The sequence below is a fragment of the uncultured Thiodictyon sp. genome (genome assembly GCA_903837595.1).
Taxonomy (GTDB): Bacteria; Pseudomonadota; Gammaproteobacteria; order Chromatiales; family Chromatiaceae; genus Thiodictyon.
The window spans coordinates 12,792-29,495 of record CAILVI010000413.1 but is presented as its reverse complement, the minus strand read 5'-3'; the positions used below and the strand labels follow the sequence as shown (position 1 = coordinate 29,495).

Genomic DNA, 16,704 nt, shown 5'->3' with positions numbered 1-16,704 from the left:
TCGATCTTAAGTGTCTGGATAATAATCCGCATCAAACAATTGCTGGAGCGAATAGCCGCAGGTCGGCGGAAAATCGGCTTCATCCATGCCGGTCTCATCCGCCGCCCAGCGCAGCGCGCTGTCGTAGGCGTCCACCAGGAGTTCGGGAAGCTTTGGCCGCAGGCTGGGGCTGTCGTCCAAGAGCCGACTGATCCGCTTGCGTTGCTCGATCAGGGTCCGCCGCCAACTCTTGGAACGTTGTTCCGGCTGGTATTCCCACTTGAGCAGGTGCGCCAGGAGCACCATCAGCCGACTCTCCAGACTCCGCAGTTCAGTCTTGCCCATGGACTCCAATTCCTCGGCGAGATTGATGGCGTCGATCTCGGAGAACCGCCGCTCGCGCACCAACCGGGCCGTCTGCGTAGCCCAGCCGTAGAGATCTTGGTCGTAGAGAGACTGCTGCATGGTCACCGCTGCTTATTCAGACTCTCCTGCAACAAGGCGCCGAAGCTGCCCATGGTCTTCTCAGACGCCGGCTCGGCGGTCTTGGCCGCGCCGGTGCCGGCACCCTTGGCGGAGACCGGCTTGGGCGGTGCGTAGTTGCGCACATCCGGGATGTCGGAGGGCTGTTTGGAGGCGTCCAGGGTCAGGCTGATCCGGCGCCGCTCCATGTCGACCCCCAGCACCGTCGCCTCCACGCTGTCCCCGATATTCAGGACCTCACTCGGATGGTTGATCCGCCGCCCGGCGGCCAGTTCGCTGATATGCACGAGCCCGTCCACCCCGGGGGCCAACTCCACGAAGGCGCCGAAGGGCTGGAGGCGGCTCACGGTGCCGGTGACCCGCGTGCCGGCCGGGAAGCTCTCCACCGCATCCGCCCAAGGGTCCCGGGACAGTGCGCGAATGGACAGCGCGATCTTGTCCCGCCCCTTGCCGTCCTTGGACGGTTCGATGCGCAGGATCGCCACCTCCACCGCCTGGCCCGCGGTCAGGAGCTCGCTCGGGTGCTTGATGTGGCCGAAGGCGAGTTCGCTGATATGGATCATGCCCTCGATACCGCCGATGTCCACGAAGGCGCCGTAATCCTTGATGCTGGTGACGATGCCGGGAAGTGTGGCACCCTCCTTGATCTGGGCACGGGTCTCGGCGGCGCGCTGGCGTTGTTCCTCTTCGAGGATGGCGCGGCGCGAGACCACCAGATTGGGCCGGCGCCCGCCCTCGATCTTGGTGATACGGAAGTCGAGCCGTTGACCCACGAACTCGGACAGGTCCTCAACGAAGCGGATATCGATCTGGGAGCCCGGGCAAAAGCCGCGCATCCCCGCAATCAGCACCTCCACCCCGCCCTTGACCGCCCCGGTCACCTGGCCATGCACCGGCAGGCCTTGGTGGTAGGCCTGGCGTACCTCCTCCAGACCGTGGTATTTATGTCCATGCTGACTGCCGAGCAGGAGAAAACCGGCGTCCGCATCTTTACCGGTCACCGCCGCTTCGATCGCGTCGCCCACGGCGACCTTGAGCTCACCCTCGGGTGTGCGCAGGGCCGCCAAGTCCATCCGCCCCTCGGTCTTGCCGCCTAAGTCAATGAATGCACAGTCTTCGCCGATGGCGACGACGGTGCCGCGCACCTTCTCGCCCACCTTGGGCTCGGCCTGCTTCGCGGGCTTGGCCTGGTTGAACTGCTTCAAGAGGTCTTCAAAACTATCGGAACTGGACATCACTGTGCTCTGGACGATGGGCAGGGATGGGCGGTGAGGCCCGGGCTGTGCCGCAAGTCGTGCGGTTGTGCCCAGTATACCCGCACAACTGCATCGACTCTTGCGTACGCGGCGCCGACGCTTCGCGCCGCCGATGCTATAGTCTGCCATCTCACTGACATCATCACCGGCAGGGCCACCCAATGACAGCGAAAACGATCCTGATGCTGGTCGGCGACTTCGTCGAGGACTATGAGGCGATGGTCCCCTTCCAGATGTTGCAGATGGTCGGACACACCGTCCACACCGTCTGTCCGGACAAGGGCCCCGGGGACTGTGTGCGCACCGCCATCCACGACTTCGAGGGCGACCAGACCTACAGCGAGAAGCCCGGGCACCTGTTCGCCATCAACACTGACTTCGCCCTAGTGGACCCGGCCGCGTACGACGCGCTGATCATCCCGGGCGGGCGCGCCCCCGAGTACCTGCGACTCAACCCGCGGGTGATCGAGATCGTGCGGCAGTTTGCCGCCAGTGATAAGCCGATCGCCTCCATCTGTCACGGCCAGCAGATCCTGGCCGCCGCCGGCGTGCTGGACGGCAAGCGCTGCACCGCCTACCCGGCCGTACGCCCGGAGGTGGAACGCGCCGGCGCCCACTGGTGCGAGGTCAACGAGAACGCCTCCAACGCCTACACCGACGGCAACCTGGTCACCGCCCCGGCCTGGCCCGCCCACCCGGAGTGGATCCGCAAGTTCCTTCAGGTGCTGGGCAGCCGCATCGAGGCGTGAGCAGCGTCGATGCAGCACCAGGTTTTCGTCTATGGCACCCTCCTGCGCGGTGAGGTCAATCACGAGTTGCTGGCCGGGGCACAGTTTCTGGGGCCCCACCGGACCGCGCCCTGCTTCAGCCTGGTGCTGCTGGGCGCCTACCCCGGAGCGGTGCGGACCGGCGCGACGGCGCTCGTGGGCGAGGTGTTTCGACTCGACACGGGCGGCCTCAGACAACTGGACCGGCTGGAGGAATACCCCAGGCTCTATACCCGCCGGCGGTTGCCGACCCCCTACGGCAGCGCCTGGGTCTATCTCTACCGCGGCCATCGGGGGGACCGGGCGCGGCTGCCGGGCGGCGACTGGCGCGCCCTGGTCGCCGACCCGCAGTCCTGCCGCGCCGCCGGGGTGCGCCACACCCGTGACCCCAAGAACCGTCCACGTCGACAGTCGACGTGGTGCAATGATTCGTCCGCGTGAGGGGGATGTTCGCATGTCCGAAGAAGGCCTCTTTACCATCCACCTGGAGCAGCAGGAAGGCTTCCAGATCACCGCCAAGTTCGACTGGAAGCGCGCCCCTGACCTGCTCATGGATGAGGGCCCGCCCTTAGGCGAACAGGCCGGACCCAACGCCTCGCGGATGCTGGCGGCGGCGGCGGCCAACTGCCTCGCGGCCAGCCTATTGTTCTGCGTGTTCAAAGACGAGCCCCCGGCCAACTGTCTGCGGGCGGAGGCCAGCTGCGGCGTGGCGCGCAACGACAAGAAGCGCCTGCGAGTCAACCGGATCGAGGTCAGGTTGATCGTCGCCGACGTGGTCAAGGAGGCCCCCCGCTTCGCGCGCTGCAAGGACCTGTTCGAGGACTTCTGTGTGGTTTCGGCGAGCATCCGCCAGGGCATCCCGATGCTGGTCACCATCCTGGACCAGTCCGGCGAGGTCCTGCACCAGTCGGCATGACCTGGCTGTTGCGTCAACCGCCCATTTGGGTCGCCGGGGCCGAGCCCTTGGTGCGGCGGATCGTCGCGGGTCTGACACTACTGGGCCGGCGCGTCCAGGTGCGGCCCGTGGCAGACCTCTCCGACCTCAAGGCCTGCCGGACCCTGGTCCTGGCCGATCCGCCGGAACCGGCCGAAGTGATCGCCAACCTGCTCGGACAGCTCAGCACCCGCGGCGGACGGGTCGCGCCGCTGCGCCTCATCCTGATGCACCAGGCGGACCCGCCGCCGACCCTGCCAGATCTCGACCCGGACGGCCCCATCACCCTGGAGACCTTTGCGCTCGAGGACCGGGCCGCCCGGGTGCTGCTCGCGCGCTGGCCCCTGCACTGCGGTCTGGACCCGGTATTCGGTCAGGTTCCCCACCTGCTGCTGGTCGGCTTCGCCCCCCCGGCACGCGCGCTGCTGGCCCAGGCCCTGCGCCTGATTCCCTACGGCGAGTGGCGGCCGCGGGTGACCGTCGTGACCGCGCAGGCGCAGGCACAGACCGACTTCACGCTGGCCTACCCACACGCGGGCGAGGTCGCTGAAATCCAATGGGTTGGACCGGACCTGCCAGGGCTGGCCCAGGCGCCGCCCGTGTCGCTGGTCCTGGTGTGCTCGGACCCACCGGTTGCCGCGGCCAGCGCGGCAGCACGCACCGTGCGGCGGCTGGCGCAGGCACAGGGAGTCTCCCCGCCGATCCTGCTGGAGGTGGGAGACGCGGTCCCGTCCGGCACCCTGGCAGACTGGGACGGCCAAACCTTCCCCTTTTCCTATCTGGACGAGGCCTGCCGGCCTGCGGTGCTGTTCGATGGTCTGGGTGATGAGCTGGCCAGGACTATCCATGAGAGCTATACCGACAGTATCGCCGCCCAGGGACGCGACCCGGAGCGGGAGCCGGCCGGGCGCCCCTGGTCGCGGCTCAGCGCATCCTATCGCGACGCCAATCGGCACCAGGCGGACCACCTGTGGGCCAAGCTCGCGGTGATGGACTGCCGGGCGATCCAGGAAGAGCGGGTGGATTCATTCACCTTCGCCCCCTTGGAGGCGGAGCGCTTGGCGGTGATCGAACACCTGCGCTGGGCCGCGGACCGTCACCTGGACGGCTGGAGCTACGCCCCGGTGCGGGACAACGCCCGCCGGCACCACCCCCAACTGATCCCCTATCCCGACTTGAGCGAGCCGATGAAGGACCTGGACCGCTTTGCCGTACGTGGCGTGCCCACCCTGCTGGCCCGCTCGGGGCTCGGCGTCGTGCGGATGCTGATCCTGGGCCTGCCGCCACCCGTCGCGGACTGCCCCGCGGACGAGCGCGTGCAGCAGCTCGCCGCGCAGGTATTGGAGCGGCTGGTGGCGCGCTACCCGGACCGCTCACTCGTCATCGCCGGCACCCTGGCCGATCCGGCCGCGCGCCTGGTCACCCGCATCGCCTTGGAGCAGGCCGGGGCCGGACTCTTTCTGCTCTGCCCACAGCCGCTGCGTGAAACCCTGGCGACGCAGCCGGATGAGGCCGCGCGACTCGATCTGCTCGGACTCCTGACCCATGCCGAGCGGCGTATCGCGCTCCCGGGGGCGGGTGAGTTGGAGCACTGGTTCGCCACGCGCGCGGAGATCAGGATCTGCCTGGGCACCGCGCCCGCCGCGGCGGGGGCGGCCAAACGGGTGGTCCTGGACCCGCTCGGCGGACAGGTCGAGTGGGGATTTGAATACTGAGACCGCCGCACCGCTACCGGCCGGTGCAGGTACTGAAATTGACCGCCCCACCGATGACGTCACCCCACACCCATTGCTCGCTCCTGGAGCCCTCCCCCATGTCCGATCTCGCCACCGCACTCGCGCAATGCCTGGCCCGAGTCCAGCGCCCCGGCGACTTCTATGCCACCGGCACCTTTGACCTGCACCCGCCCCGTCTGGAGGTCGAGGGCGTCGGCGCCATCGCGCTGCCACTGCTGTCCATGCAGGCCGAGCAAATCAAGTCAATCGCCGAGCAGGCACCTTATGGACGCGGCACCGAAACGCTGGTGGACACCCGGGTCCGGCGCACCTGGCAACTCGACGCCGCCCGGGTACAGATCACTGGCCGGCGCTGGGCCGAGGACCTGGCTGCCGTGGTGACGCGGGTCGCTGCCGCGTTTGGCGTGACCGGACGGGTGGAAGCCGAACTCTACAAGTTGCTGGTCTACGAGGAGGGCAGCTTCTTCCTCTCGCACCGCGACACGGAGAAATCGCCCGGGATGTTCGCCACCCTGGTCGTCGTCCTGCCCGGGGACTTTGCGGGCGGGGAGTTGCTGGTGCGGCACCGGGGTCAGGAGGTCCGGCTGGACCTGCACCGGGACGAGCCGTCCGAGGCCGCGTTTGCCGCCTTCTATGCGGACTGCCTGCACGAGGTCCTGCCAATCCGGTCCGGCCACCGGCTGACCCTGATCTACAACCTGATCCGCCCGGATGGTGAACAGCTCCCCCAGCCGCCTGATTACGACACCGAGCAGGCCCAGTTGACGGCGCTGCTGCGCGATTGGGGCAACCCGCGGCACTCTGCCCCCGCGCTGCCCCTGAAGCTGGTCTATCCGCTGGAGCACGCCTATACCGAGGCCGAGTTGGGATTCGACACCCTCAAGGGCACGGATGCCGCGATCACCGCCGTGGTGAGCGCCGCCACCCGCGCGGCCGACTGCGACCTCTTCCTGGCACTCGCGAGCATTGAGGAATACGGCTACGCGGAATGCGGCGGGGATTGGCATGAGCCCGAGTTCGAGGTCGGCGAAGTCACCGAAAGCAGTGAGTCGCTCCACGACTGGCGCCACCCGGACGGCACCCGGCCGGCCATGGGCGCCCTGCCCTTCTGCGGCGACGAGGTCGCTCCGCCAGGGGCATTCGCGGCCGGGGACGACGCGGAGCCCGAGTTTTCCGAGGCCACCGGAAACGCGGGCGCCTCCTTCGAGCGCACCTACCAATGCGCCGCGCTCGTCCTCTGGCCCCACGCCAACCGGGCGGCCGTCCTCGCGGCTGGGGGCCTGGAGGTCAGCCTGCCGTTCCTGGGGGAGCTGGTGCGGCACTGGGAAGCGGCCGGCCGGGCACCCGCGGACCCATTGCGCGCGCAGGCGCGCGCACTCGCCGCCCAGATCGGCGCCACCTGGCCACAACAAGACTGGGCGCGCAAAGAGGCGAGCGAGGCCGGCCGGACCCGGGCACTGCTCGATGCGCTGGCGCGCCTCAACGACCCCGAGTGCGCCGCGGTCTTCCTGGCCGGACAGTCCGCGGTCGGGGCCTATGGCCCGCACGACAACGAGCAGCTGGCGGCCATGCTCGCCCGGCTGCCCAGCGCGCGCGCCGCGAACCTGCTGGCGGCCATCGTCGCCGGCAACGCACCCCGCCAGCCGGCCGCCTGCGCAGACCTATTGGGGCGCATGAGCGCGGACCCCGCGGGCGGGCCAGAGCCCTGGCGCGCTGCGGCACTCGCACTGCTCGCCGCGCTCACCACGCAAGAGCAGCCGCCACCCAGCCCCCCGTTCGGTCTGCACCCGCGGCGCGAGCCCCCAACCCCCGAACTGGTCGTCCAGGCCCTGACCGCACTCGGGCGGATCGACCCAACACTGGCCGACCGGGCGCTGGAGCATTTCATGGCACACCCCGAACGTTACGGCATGGACAACATCCTACTCCCCGCCGCCCTCGTGCTACACGCCGCGACCGTCGCGGGTCCGCGAACCACGGCCGTTGCGGCGCTACGCCAGAGCGTCCTCGCACATCTGAACCAACGCATCGCCGAACCGCTGGAGCCACCGGCGGATCTCAGCCGCCCGGCGGGCCTCACCTGCTCCTGCAACGATTGCCAGGGTCTCTCCCGCTTCCTCGCCTCCCCCATGGAGTCGATCTGGCGGCTCAAGGCCGCGCAGAACGCACGCACCCATGTGAGCGAGGTGGCGAGGCACAGCGGCAGCGACCTGAATCTGGCCACCGACAAACGGGGTAGTCCCCATACCTTGGTCTGCACCAAGAACCAGGCGAGTTACGAACGGCGGGTGCAGCAGCGGACACAGGACCTGGAGCAGCGAGGACGGCTGGAGCATTGACATGGCGAAATCATCGCGTTTACCAAGGGCGAGTCTCGTTATCAAAGGCTTATGCCTTAGCTTCCTGTTGGCTTTGAATGCGCCGCAAGCACTCCAGGCGGCGGGCCACGCGACGATCGTGTCGTTGACCTTCGACGACGGTTTGATGCAGTCGGCCGCCATCGCGCCGCTGCTCGACACCGGATTGCCGGCGACCTTCTACGTCAACTCCGATGCGATACGCCGGTCCGGGCGCATCAACAATGGCGATTTTCTGACCAAGCGCGAACTCGATACGCTGTTTTACAACGGCGACGACATCGGCGGACACACCATCGACCACGTCGACCTTGCCACACTGAGCGAGGTGGCCCAGCGCAAGGCCATTTGCGATGACCTGAAGCAGTTGCGGCAGTGGTATGGCAACGCTGTGTATTCGTTCGCCTATCCCTTCGCCTCCACCGGCCCCGCCACCCGGGACATCGTGGCCGGCGGCTGCCCCGGCACCTACGGCCCCTTCCATAAGCCGATCGGCAGGTACGAAAGCGCGCGCAGTGTCGGCGCATCGGGGGACTGCCCAACCTGTCCTGCGGCAGAGGCACTGCCCCCACCTGACCCCTATTTCCTCTACAGCAACGAAAGCGTGATCGCAACCGACAGCCTGGCCGCCTTGCAGCACCACGTCACAGCGGCCGAGGCCCACGGCGGCGGTTGGGTGACGATGGTCTTTCACAAGATCTGCGATGGCTGCGACCTCTATTCAGTGAACGAGGACACCCTGGTGCGATTCCTGTTCTGGCTGAAACGGCGCGCGGTACACGGCACCTATGTGAGGACCATTCACCAGGTCATCGCGGGAGACTACCCTGGCGCCCCCCCGCACAGCCGCGAGGGCCGCCCTCGTGACTGACTGGGCAGTGATCGCCCAGCACATCGCCTCGGCCACCGGCCAGCCCTTCGCCCCCACCGCGGCCGCGCGCCCGGTGGGCGGCGGCTGCATCAACGACGCGGTGATTTTAACCGCCGGAGAGCGTAGCTATTTCGTCAAGACCAACGCCGCCGCCCGGCACACTATGTTCGAGGCGGAGGCCGCGGGGCTCGCCGAGCTCGCCGCAGCCGGCGCGCTGCGCGTACCAGCGCCGGTCTGTTGGGGCCAGACCGCGACCCGCAATTTCCTGGTACTGGAGCGGCTGGAACTGGGTGGACCCACCCGCGGCGCCACCGCCGGACGACAGTTGGCCGAGTTGCACCGCAGCGGATCGGCGACCTTCGGCTGGTCGCGGGACAATTTCATCGGCGCCACCCCCCAGTCCAATACCCCAAGCCATGACTGGGCCGCCTTCTGGCGCGACCAGCGGCTGGGATTCCAGCTCGAACTGGCCGCACGCAACGGCTATGCCCGCGGCCTACAGGACGCCGGGGAGCAGCTGCGCTGCGACCTCGACGCCGTGCTGACCCACCGACCCCAGCCGGCACTCCTGCATGGTGACCTGTGGGGCGGGAACCTGGGCTGGCTCCCCGATGGGGCGCCGGTGATCTTTGACCCGGCGGTCTACTATGGAGACCGTGAGGCCGATCTGGCCATGACCGAACTCTTCGGCGGTTTCGGTGCGGATTTCTACGCGGCCTACCGGGAGGCCTGGCCGCTGGACCCTGGCTACACGGTCCGCAAGACCCTCTATAACCTCTACCACATACTCAACCATCTGAATTTATTTGGCAGCGGTTACCTGGGACAGGCGCGCGGGATGATCGACCGACTGCTGGCCGAGGTGCGCTGAGGGTGGAGATACTGACGGTTGCGCCGCCGACGGAGGCGCAACCCACGGGCTCAGTGACAACCGTGTAGGGCGTTCGGGTAGGGGTCACCCTTCTCGTCGACGAAGATGCGCAGGATGGCCCAGTCGGAGGGGTTACCGAGGATGGCGTGATTGGCGACGAGGAGCGACTTGTTCGCGTCGTCGAAGGCCATGGTCGCGGGACCGTCGAGCGGGAGGGCACTGCCCGCGGGGCCGCTGATGCGCGTGATCTCGGTCCCGCCCTCATCGAGCACGGCGATCTGGTTCGAGCCGGCGAGCGAGACATAGAGCCGGCCCGATTTGCCAAACACCAGGCTGTCCGGCGCCGCGAAGCCCGTGAAGGTCGCGAACAGTTCGATGTCCGCCGGGGCCGGCTGGTCCACCAGCGGGATGCGATAGACGTGCCCGACGGTCAGGTCGACGGGGTCGAAGGTCTCGTTGACGTAGACATAGGTGCGATCCGGGCTGAGCTTGATGCCGTTGGCCCCGAACGGCAGCGGTGCCGCGAGGTTGCCCGCCAGCAGCGGGCTCTGGAACCAGGGTTCGGGCGCGCCGCCGCCGGGTGCGACACGAAAGATCGTCGCCTGGAGCGAGTCAGTGATGTAGAGATAACCGCTGTCGTCGAAGGTCATTTCGTTGGAGATCGGCGGCAGATCGACCAGGGTCGGCGAGCAAGGCGAGGCACCACCGGGGGAGCATACCGGCAGGTCCGGCAGGGCCGTGGCATACCCAGACTGCGTGTACGCTTGGCCGTGACGTTCGATCCGCACGACGCCCAACTGCGTCGAGAGGACGTAGACATTGCCGTTGCCGTCGACCGTGATGCCGCTCAGCGCGTGCTCCTGCGTCCTGTCCTCGCCCGCGATCGGGATCTCGGTGAGATGCCGGCCAGTGGATTTCTGGATGACCGTGACCACACTCGGACCCTTGCCGCTCGTACCGAAGGTCGCCGGTCCGGCGACGTACACGAGGTCTGCAACGACCGCCACCCCTTCCGGGTAGCCGCCGTTACAGCCGGGCTGTCCGGCGCAGTAGGCTGCCTGCGGGGGGATGGTCGCGAGTACGCTCCCGTCACCGAACACACGCGACTTGCCGCCCGCCGCCAGATCGGTGGCGCCGACCGCCAGGACCAAGCCGCAGGCCGCCGTCTGAATCAAACGCTTCGACATTTTGTTCACTCCTCATCGCATCTTGTGGACGCGCTCGCGGCGCTGCCTGCCCGGGCGCTTGGGTGTCATTCGGCGGGAAGGACGCAGGGACTGTTCCCCCCTTGCGCTACCGCCCACATGGCGCGCCGGGCCGACCCCAAGGCCGCCAATTCGGCAAGAGACACGAGATTCAATCTCCACAGAGCGAGTGTAGCCCCGACTTTAGGCCCATCAGCACTGCCGCGTCAGGTGGTGAGGCGGTAACTGGGGCAGTCCGAGGCCAGTGCAAGCATAAGATTTATGCTAAATATTGCGCGGGCGGATGATAGAGATGAGTCGGGCCGAGCCGGGCACCAGCGGCGCCCAACCCGTCGGCAATTCCAGCCGGGCCAGGGTCCCGGTGGCGAGCAGCTTGCCGTCGTCCGAGGGCTCCAGAGGATCGCCGCACAGGTGTTCGAGCAGTGTCTCGAGCCCCGGATTGTGGCCGATCAGCAGGACCCTGGACGCGCTCGGAGGACAGCGCCCGAGCACTCCGAGCAGTGCGCTCAGGGTCGCCTCATAGATCTTGGGGTCCCAGGCGATCCGATCCTTGTCGATGCCCAGTGCTTTGCACACCTTGACCGCCGTCTGGCGGGCGCGCTCGGCCGGCGAACTGACGACATGATCCGGCACCAGCCCCTCGCACAGCAGCCAGGCGCCGATCTTGGGCGCGTCATGCTTGCCGCGCCCGGTCAGGGGGCGATCGAAATCTGCGCCGGCGCCGGAGTCCCAGTCGGACTTGGCATGGCGCAATATCAGGAGTTCAGGGGACATAGAAGTGGTACTCGTGGTCACACAAAGGCAGTCATGGCGGCGCGCCCCGCAGCCGGGCGACTCGCGAACTGTTAAGCCAGCTTAACACGCCGTTCCGACGACCAGCCTGCGGCGCGGTTTCCGACCGACACCGGGGGGAAGTAGACTTCAGTGAACGGCCCCGCAATAGTTCACGCAGTCCTCCAGGGTCTCGAAGGGTACCCGGCCGCCGCAGCCGCTGTAGTTGAATGATTTGCAGCGGTTGCTGCGATAATCGTAGTAGAACTTCCGGTAGTGGCCGTGACAGCTGCCCACGCCGGGCTTGGCCACACAACTGACCGGCAGGTCCTCCGGATTGCTGACCACGGACTGGCCGCCCCCGCCACAGCCACCGAGCAATACCACCGCCACCAGCATCCAGCACCAACACACAACACGCATAAGGCCCCCAAGCAACACCCGACACCGATCGTACAGGGCGGAGATTCTAGCCTTATCCGGGGACACACTCACTGCGGGTCGCGGCGGCCGACCGGGTACCGCGTCGATTTCAGTCGTGCTACCTTCGCCGCCACGCGCTTGGGGCGTCGCCTGGGGCGCGGCGCCCGGACACGCACCGAACCAACAGATCCCGGAACTAACCGATGCTCAACAGCAAGACCCGACGCCGATCGACCGCCTTGACCCTGGCCATCACCCTGGCCGCTGGAGTCGGCCGTACGGCCTGGCCCTACGAGGTCAACGACACCCTGGAAATCAGCGGCATCTTAACCAGTGCCGCGCAATGCCAGCAGATCACCCGCGGCGCCCCCCACGGCACACTCTGCCGTGGCGCGGTTGTCTTCCAGCCAGAGATCACCTACAACGCAACCAAACAGGACCAGTTTTTCGCCAAGCTGGGCTTTGCCGCCTGGAACGGACTGAACCCGGTATCCCCCTTCGCGCTTGCCCCTTGGGCCGCCGATCTGGCAGCCAATGTCACGCACATCGGCGGCAGCAACCGCAATAACCTGCTTGAAGCATGGTACGCACACACCTTTGAGTTCGCGACGGCCAACACCGTCCAGATCACCGGTGGCATCATCGATCCGGGCGTCTATGTCGACCAAAACGCCTTTGCCAACGATGAAGCGACTCAGTTCATGAACGAGGTATTCGCCAACGCGCACAACGCCGTCATCCCCAGCTATCACTGGGGCGGGGTGCTCGTGTGGAAGGTCGGCAACTGGGCATTGAGCGGCGTGGGCACGAGCGTCCCGCAGAACAGCGACGGCTACCACTTCGAATGGTTCGCCGCGCAAATCGATTACAAACTCCAAACCACACTGGGAGAAGGAAACTACCGATTGATGTCTGTCCGCACGTCCCGCTCCTTCTTGAGCCCGGCGCCCACGGTGGACCCGAACGCAAGCCCGGTCACGGACCCGCCCCCAGCCAGCAGGCAGCGCCGCGCCGGCCTGGCACTGTCCTGCGACCAAGATCTGGGCAAGGTAGTGGGCGTTTTTCTGCGTGTCGGCTGGCAGACGCAACACGCCTTGGTGGACTATGGGGCCGAGTACTCCGGCGGTTTCAACTTCAAAGGGGCCGGCTGGGGCCGGGAGCACGACACGATCGGCCTAGCCTTCGCCTACCTGCCGGGGGGCAACATGGATATCGCCCGCACCGATGTCTTCGAAACCTATTACCGCCTGGCCTTCAACGAACACTTCGCCTTGAGCGCGGACGTCCAATACATGCAGGACCAGTATCGGTCGGGGGGGAGCACGGAGGGTTGGATCTACGGACTACGCGCCACCGCCGCCTTCTAGCGGCCCTGGCCGGCGAGATGCTCCAGCAGACCGCGGGCGGCGGCCTCCACCAGGTCGAACACCTGATCGAAACCGCGCGCGCCCCCATAGTAGGGGTCAGGCACCTCCCGGCACTTCAGGTCCGGCGCGAAATCCATGAAGAGCAATAGCTTGGGCTCCATCGTCGGGGGGCAGATGCGGGCTAGGCTATGATAGTTGTCCTGGTCCATGGCGAGGACGTAGTCGTAGTAGAGGAAATCCTCAGACGACGCCCGGCGCGCCCGCAGGTCACTGATATCGACGCCGCGCGCCCGCGCCGTCGCCGTCGCCCGGGCGTCCGGCGGCTCGCCGACGTGATAGGCGTGAGTCCCGGCGGAGTCGATCTGGATCACCGCCTCCTGGCCGGCCTCCCGCACCAGGTGCCGGAAGACACCGTGGGCGGTGGGGGAGCGGCAGATGTTGCCCATGCAGACGAACAGAACCTTGACTCGTGCGTTATCGTTCATAACTGTTTAATCTCTCTTTCCTTTTTTCTTCCATCTGCGTACATATGTTCGCCCAAGCGTACTAACCTCTGGCACACAAGCACACACAAGGGCGCCGTTGTGTGTTTCACTGAGCCACAGGCTACGGCAGAATGTTGGGGCGGTAAAGACCGTCTATCCCATCGTCAGGTCGGACGTCAGCCCGGTACCGCATCGCGAACCCTGGCAGAACGGCAAGCGATTGCCTACCATAAAACGATGCCAGCAACGCCCGTCTACCAACTGCGCGACGTCCTGCCCAACGGTCTGACCGTTGAGGCTGTGGTGTGGCAAGTCCCGGTGCCGGTTCCGGGCTGCACTCACCCCTACAAATACCGGCTCTACTGCGGACGCGCCGGCACCTGCCTGGTGCGCTACGACAACGAGCGCGGCAAGGGGGATCACAAGCACCTCGGTAACCTGGAGGTGTCCTATGCCTTCGTGTCGATCGAACGACTGATGGCCGATTTTATCGCCGATGTGGAACGGCTGGGAGGTTGAGGTGGCAAGAAAAGCGATTGTACGAGTGGCGGACTGGGCACGGACCAAGGCCGAACTGACTGACCTGGCGCACCGGGCGACGGCGGGCGAAGCACTGCCGGCGGCGGACTATCAATTGGGCTTTGCCACCGTCTCGCAGCTCTTCGACGAGCTTACCCCGGCACGGCTGGCGCTGTTGGACGCACTCAAGGGGCTGGGGTCAGTCACCGTCGCCGCCTTGGCCAGACACCTGGGGCGCGACGTCCATGAGGTGGACTCAGACACCGCCAAACTGCTGGATCTGGGGCTGGTTGAGCGGAATGCGGCAGGATTGGTCTGTGTGCCCTGGGAGGAGATTCAGATCCAGGTCACCCTGGCCAGGGCCAAAGCGGCTTAACCCATGCGGTCGAAATCCTCCGGGACCCGGATCTCGCCCGTGAGAAAACCGAGCCGCTGCGTCGCGCCGCCCTCCCCCGCCAGCAGCGGCACCACCTTGACCAAGGGATGGCCGGCCTTGGCGATAATGAATGACTCGCCCTGCGCCGCACGCTCGACCAAGCGGGAGCGATGGGTCTTGGCTTCGTGGATGTTGACGGTCAGCATGGCGGGGCTTCGTTGTGGACTAATGGGCGTTAGTCTAGCACGCGTCCGCCGCCCGGCCGAAGTTCAGGGGAACCGCGTCCAGACCGGAGGCCGAGGCTTCAGCCGGCTGGGATCGCGTCCGGGGTTCGGTCCGCGCAGCGGACCCTACGGATTTGCGCCGACCCGTCGCGGCCGGGAGCCGCTCCTACGGGGAGCGGGGTCGCACCGCGCCAAGACGTGACCCAGCCCAGCGCCGAACAAAACAATCGGCCAAGGGGGCTTAAGCCGACCTTGGAACCCCCCAAGAGGCAAAGGACTAAAGGATCAAGGGGCAAGCGTCCTGGCCACGCGGAAACCGAGGGCGTCGTACCGACTGCCAGAGCCGACCCTGCCGCGAAGGGCGGTGCGCAGGACCATCGCGTCGACGCCCCAGGAACCGCCGCGCACCACGCGCCGCCCACTGTCTTCGGAAGAATCGAGCCATGCCGAGCCATCCTGCGGGGCACCGGTATAGCTGCCATGCCAGCAGTCCTGCACCCACTCCCAGACATTCCCATGCATGTCATACAGGCCCCAGGGATTGGCGGGATAGCTACCGACCGGCTGGGTCTTCCCCAGGTATACGCCGGTCTTGGCGCCGCAGTCGGCATGATCGTCGTCCCCGTCGTAGTTGGCCTGGTCGGTATTGATGCAGTCGCCGGTGCTGAAGGCGGTCGTGGTCCCAGCGCGGGCCGCATATTCCCATTCGGCCTCAGTCGGCAGGCGGTAGGTCTTGCCGGTCTTGCGGCTGAGCCAGGTCACATACTGCAGGGCATCGTCCCAGGAGACGTCGATCACCGGACGCTTGCCCCGCCCCCAACCCGCGTCATCCGGTTGGTGGCTGCAGCCGCCATCGGCGACGCAGGCGTCCCACTCGTCAAAGGTCACCGCGAATTTGCCCAACTCGAAGGCTGCCACCTTGACCCAATGGGCTGGCTTCTCATCATCCTCGCACTCCTTCTCGCCCGGTTGGCAGCCCATCGAGAAGCGACCGGCGGGGATGCGGACCATCTCTGGGAGGGGGTCGGAGCGCACCAGCCTGGTCTGAAAATCCGCAACCGTCTGCGGGCGCTCCTCGGGCTGCATCGCCAAGGCCACCGTCAGGGTGTCGCTGAGTGCCTGAGAGACACCAAAGTCAGCGGCCGGCTTGAGCGGGTCCCCGACCAGGCGGGCGATGGACTCGGGCAGTGACTTACCCGTCACCAGGCGATAGAACACGGCCGCGGTGGAATAGATGTCGGTCCAGGGGCCTTGCTTGCCCTTCTCGTGGTATTGCTCAATGGGTGAATAGCCGCCGCTATAGATCACGGTCCTGCTGCGCTCACCCATGCCCGCACGGGCGGCACCGAAGTCCAGCAGCAGCGGACGCGAAGCGCCGCCCTCGGTCTGCGCCAGGTAGATGTTCAGCGGCTTGATGTCGCGGTGCAGGAAACCCTTGGCGTGGACGGCGCTCAATCCTTCGAGGATGGGCAGGATGAGTTGACGCGCCTCATCCTCCGGCAGGCGTCCGCCCCGCTGCTCCAGGTGCTCGGCAAGCGAGAACCCCGGGTAATAGTCCATGACCAGATAGGCGGTCCCGTTGGCCGGAAAATAGGTGCGCACCCGCACCACATGCGGGTGGTCAATCCGGGCCAGGGTGCGCGCCTCGACCAGAAAGCGGTCCAGGCCGTATTGAAAGAGCCCGCCCTCATCCTCCCGCGAGTGGGGTACGACGGTCAGCGCATCGGTGGCGCGCCCAGCCCACTCGCGCGGCAGATATTCCTTGATGGCGACCAGCGTTTCGAGGCGCTGGTCCCAGCCCAGGTAAGTGATGCCGAACGTACCCGGCTTGCCGAGCACCTTGCCGACCAGGTATTGACCATGCAGCAGGGTGCGGTGGGGCAACAGGAAACCGCTGCGCCCGGCGCATTCGTCATAGCCGCAGCGCGAGCAGGGACCAGACCGCCCCGGGGCGGCGAAGCAGCCGGGGCACTGAGTGGCAATCCGTGTTTCCGTCATTGATGGCGTTCCCCGGTGTCAGTATTCCCGGGACGGCGGGCGAGCCCGCTTCCCGAACCACGGCAATGGAATATCAACGGGC

Annotated in this window: 18 protein-coding genes; 10 read left to right on the top strand and 8 right to left on the bottom strand. The window is 66.7% G+C overall.

The features are described from left to right. Positions 1–6: 6 nt before the first annotated feature. Together QZY44_RS24750 and QZY44_RS24745 are read right to left on the bottom strand one after the other, a co-directional pair. A complete protein-coding gene (locus QZY44_RS24750; RefSeq protein WP_295454424.1) occupies positions 7–444 on the bottom strand; it encodes a DUF29 domain-containing protein in 438 nt (145 codons plus the stop codon). 2 nt (positions 445–446) lie between these two features. After that, positions 447–1,697 (bottom strand): S1 RNA-binding domain-containing protein, encoded by a 1,251-nt coding sequence (locus QZY44_RS24745; RefSeq protein WP_295454421.1) that lies wholly within the window; start codon positions 1,695–1,697, stop codon positions 447–449. Positions 1,698–1,879: 182 nt separating this feature from the next. Between QZY44_RS24745 and QZY44_RS24740 the strand changes: the two genes are divergently transcribed. The 7 genes from QZY44_RS24740 (at position 1,880) to QZY44_RS24710 (ending at position 9,254) form a co-directional block, all read left to right on the top strand. Then, positions 1,880–2,467, top strand: coding sequence for a DJ-1/PfpI family protein (locus tag QZY44_RS24740; RefSeq protein WP_295454419.1), 588 nt, complete (start codon positions 1,880–1,882; stop codon positions 2,465–2,467). 9 nt (positions 2,468–2,476) lie between these two features. After that, a complete protein-coding gene (locus tag QZY44_RS24735; protein WP_295454417.1) occupies positions 2,477–2,926 on the top strand; it encodes a gamma-glutamylcyclotransferase family protein in 450 nt (149 codons plus the stop codon). Positions 2,927–2,939: 13 nt separating this feature from the next. Further along, positions 2,940–3,401 (top strand): OsmC family protein, encoded by a 462-nt coding sequence (locus QZY44_RS24730; protein WP_295454415.1) that lies wholly within the window; start codon positions 2,940–2,942, stop codon positions 3,399–3,401. Continuing rightward, positions 3,398–5,134 carry a RyR domain-containing protein gene (locus tag QZY44_RS24725; protein WP_295454413.1) on the top strand — a complete coding sequence of 579 codons (1,737 nt, stop codon included), beginning with the start codon at positions 3,398–3,400 and terminating at the stop codon, positions 5,132–5,134. The genes QZY44_RS24730 and QZY44_RS24725 overlap by 4 nt, the downstream gene beginning before the upstream one ends. A gap of 98 nt (positions 5,135–5,232) precedes the next feature. Next, positions 5,233–7,494 (top strand): 2OG-Fe(II) oxygenase, encoded by a 2,262-nt coding sequence (locus QZY44_RS24720; RefSeq protein WP_295454411.1) that lies wholly within the window; start codon positions 5,233–5,235, stop codon positions 7,492–7,494. A gap of 118 nt (positions 7,495–7,612) precedes the next feature. Continuing rightward, a complete protein-coding gene (locus QZY44_RS24715; protein WP_295454410.1) occupies positions 7,613–8,383 on the top strand; it encodes a polysaccharide deacetylase family protein in 771 nt (256 codons plus the stop codon). Continuing rightward, positions 8,376–9,254, top strand: coding sequence for a fructosamine kinase family protein (locus QZY44_RS24710; protein ID WP_295454408.1), 879 nt, complete (start codon positions 8,376–8,378; stop codon positions 9,252–9,254). The genes QZY44_RS24715 and QZY44_RS24710 overlap by 8 nt, the downstream gene beginning before the upstream one ends. Positions 9,255–9,304: 50 nt before the next feature. Here QZY44_RS24710 and QZY44_RS24705 read toward each other — a convergent pair whose 3' ends face one another. From QZY44_RS24705 to QZY44_RS24695, 3 genes are all read right to left on the bottom strand, one after another. Next, entirely contained in the window at positions 9,305–10,441 is a 1,137-nt protein-coding gene (locus tag QZY44_RS24705) for an SMP-30/gluconolactonase/LRE family protein (protein WP_295454405.1), read from the bottom strand. Between the two features lie 282 nt (positions 10,442–10,723). Then, the gene (locus QZY44_RS24700) at positions 10,724–11,233 is read right to left on the bottom strand and encodes a histidine phosphatase family protein (protein ID WP_295454403.1); all 510 of its coding nucleotides are present in this window, start codon (positions 11,231–11,233) and stop codon (positions 10,724–10,726) included. A 147-nt stretch (positions 11,234–11,380) separates the two neighbouring features. Beyond that, positions 11,381–11,653 (bottom strand): BPTI/Kunitz domain-containing protein, encoded by a 273-nt coding sequence (locus QZY44_RS24695; protein WP_295454401.1) that lies wholly within the window; start codon positions 11,651–11,653, stop codon positions 11,381–11,383. 203 nt (positions 11,654–11,856) lie between these two features. Here QZY44_RS24695 and QZY44_RS24690 point away from each other — a divergent pair, with 203 nt between their 5' ends. Next, positions 11,857–13,020 (top strand): carbohydrate porin, encoded by a 1,164-nt coding sequence (locus QZY44_RS24690; protein ID WP_295454398.1) that lies wholly within the window; start codon positions 11,857–11,859, stop codon positions 13,018–13,020. On the opposite strand, the gene QZY44_RS24685 is transcribed toward QZY44_RS24690, so the two are convergent. Further along, entirely contained in the window at positions 13,017–13,505 is a 489-nt protein-coding gene (locus QZY44_RS24685) for a low molecular weight protein-tyrosine-phosphatase (RefSeq protein ID WP_295454396.1), read from the bottom strand. The two genes, QZY44_RS24690 and QZY44_RS24685, sit on opposite strands and share 4 nt — an antisense overlap. Positions 13,506–13,742: 237 nt before the next feature. On the opposite strand from QZY44_RS24685, the gene QZY44_RS24680 reads away from it, so the two are divergent. Then, positions 13,743–14,024 carry a DUF6516 family protein gene (locus QZY44_RS24680; RefSeq protein ID WP_295454393.1) on the top strand — a complete coding sequence of 94 codons (282 nt, stop codon included), beginning with the start codon at positions 13,743–13,745 and terminating at the stop codon, positions 14,022–14,024. Position 14,025: 1 nt separating this feature from the next. Continuing rightward, on the top strand, positions 14,026–14,400 hold the full coding sequence (locus tag QZY44_RS24675; RefSeq protein ID WP_295454391.1) for a hypothetical protein: 375 nt from the start codon (positions 14,026–14,028) through the stop codon (positions 14,398–14,400). On the opposite strand, the gene QZY44_RS24670 is transcribed toward QZY44_RS24675, so the two are convergent. Together QZY44_RS24670 and QZY44_RS24665 are read right to left on the bottom strand one after the other, a co-directional pair. Beyond that, positions 14,397–14,606 carry a type II toxin-antitoxin system prevent-host-death family antitoxin gene (locus tag QZY44_RS24670; RefSeq protein WP_295454389.1) on the bottom strand — a complete coding sequence of 70 codons (210 nt, stop codon included), beginning with the start codon at positions 14,604–14,606 and terminating at the stop codon, positions 14,397–14,399. The genes QZY44_RS24675 and QZY44_RS24670 overlap by 4 nt on opposite strands. Positions 14,607–14,909: 303 nt before the next feature. Further along, positions 14,910–16,622, bottom strand: a complete 1,713-nt coding sequence (locus QZY44_RS24665; protein WP_295454387.1) for a bifunctional serine/threonine-protein kinase/formylglycine-generating enzyme family protein — start codon at positions 16,620–16,622, stop codon at positions 14,910–14,912. Positions 16,623–16,704 lie beyond the last annotated feature (82 nt).

Coding starts and splice junctions, on each gene's coding strand:
- QZY44_RS24750 (WP_295454424.1), bottom strand. CDS start 444: ATGCAGCAGTCTCTCTACGACCAAGATCTCTACGGCTGGGCTACGCAG.
- QZY44_RS24745 (WP_295454421.1), bottom strand. CDS start 1,697: ATGTCCAGTTCCGATAGTTTTGAAGACCTCTTGAAGCAGTTCAACCAG.
- QZY44_RS24740 (WP_295454419.1), top strand. CDS start 1,880: ATGACAGCGAAAACGATCCTGATGCTGGTCGGCGACTTCGTCGAGGAC.
- QZY44_RS24735 (WP_295454417.1), top strand. CDS start 2,477: ATGCAGCACCAGGTTTTCGTCTATGGCACCCTCCTGCGCGGTGAGGTC.
- QZY44_RS24730 (WP_295454415.1), top strand. CDS start 2,940: ATGTCCGAAGAAGGCCTCTTTACCATCCACCTGGAGCAGCAGGAAGGC.
- QZY44_RS24725 (WP_295454413.1), top strand. CDS start 3,398: ATGACCTGGCTGTTGCGTCAACCGCCCATTTGGGTCGCCGGGGCCGAG.
- QZY44_RS24720 (WP_295454411.1), top strand. CDS start 5,233: ATGTCCGATCTCGCCACCGCACTCGCGCAATGCCTGGCCCGAGTCCAG.
- QZY44_RS24705 (WP_295454405.1), bottom strand. CDS start 10,441: ATGTCGAAGCGTTTGATTCAGACGGCGGCCTGCGGCTTGGTCCTGGCG.
- QZY44_RS24700 (WP_295454403.1), bottom strand. CDS start 11,233: ATGTCCCCTGAACTCCTGATATTGCGCCATGCCAAGTCCGACTGGGAC.
- QZY44_RS24695 (WP_295454401.1), bottom strand. CDS start 11,653: ATGCGTGTTGTGTGTTGGTGCTGGATGCTGGTGGCGGTGGTATTGCTC.
- QZY44_RS24690 (WP_295454398.1), top strand. CDS start 11,857: ATGCTCAACAGCAAGACCCGACGCCGATCGACCGCCTTGACCCTGGCC.
- QZY44_RS24685 (WP_295454396.1), bottom strand. CDS start 13,505: ATGAACGATAACGCACGAGTCAAGGTTCTGTTCGTCTGCATGGGCAAC.
- QZY44_RS24680 (WP_295454393.1), top strand. CDS start 13,743: ATGCCAGCAACGCCCGTCTACCAACTGCGCGACGTCCTGCCCAACGGT.
- QZY44_RS24670 (WP_295454389.1), bottom strand. CDS start 14,606: ATGCTGACCGTCAACATCCACGAAGCCAAGACCCATCGCTCCCGCTTG.
- QZY44_RS24665 (WP_295454387.1), bottom strand. CDS start 16,622: ATGACGGAAACACGGATTGCCACTCAGTGCCCCGGCTGCTTCGCCGCC.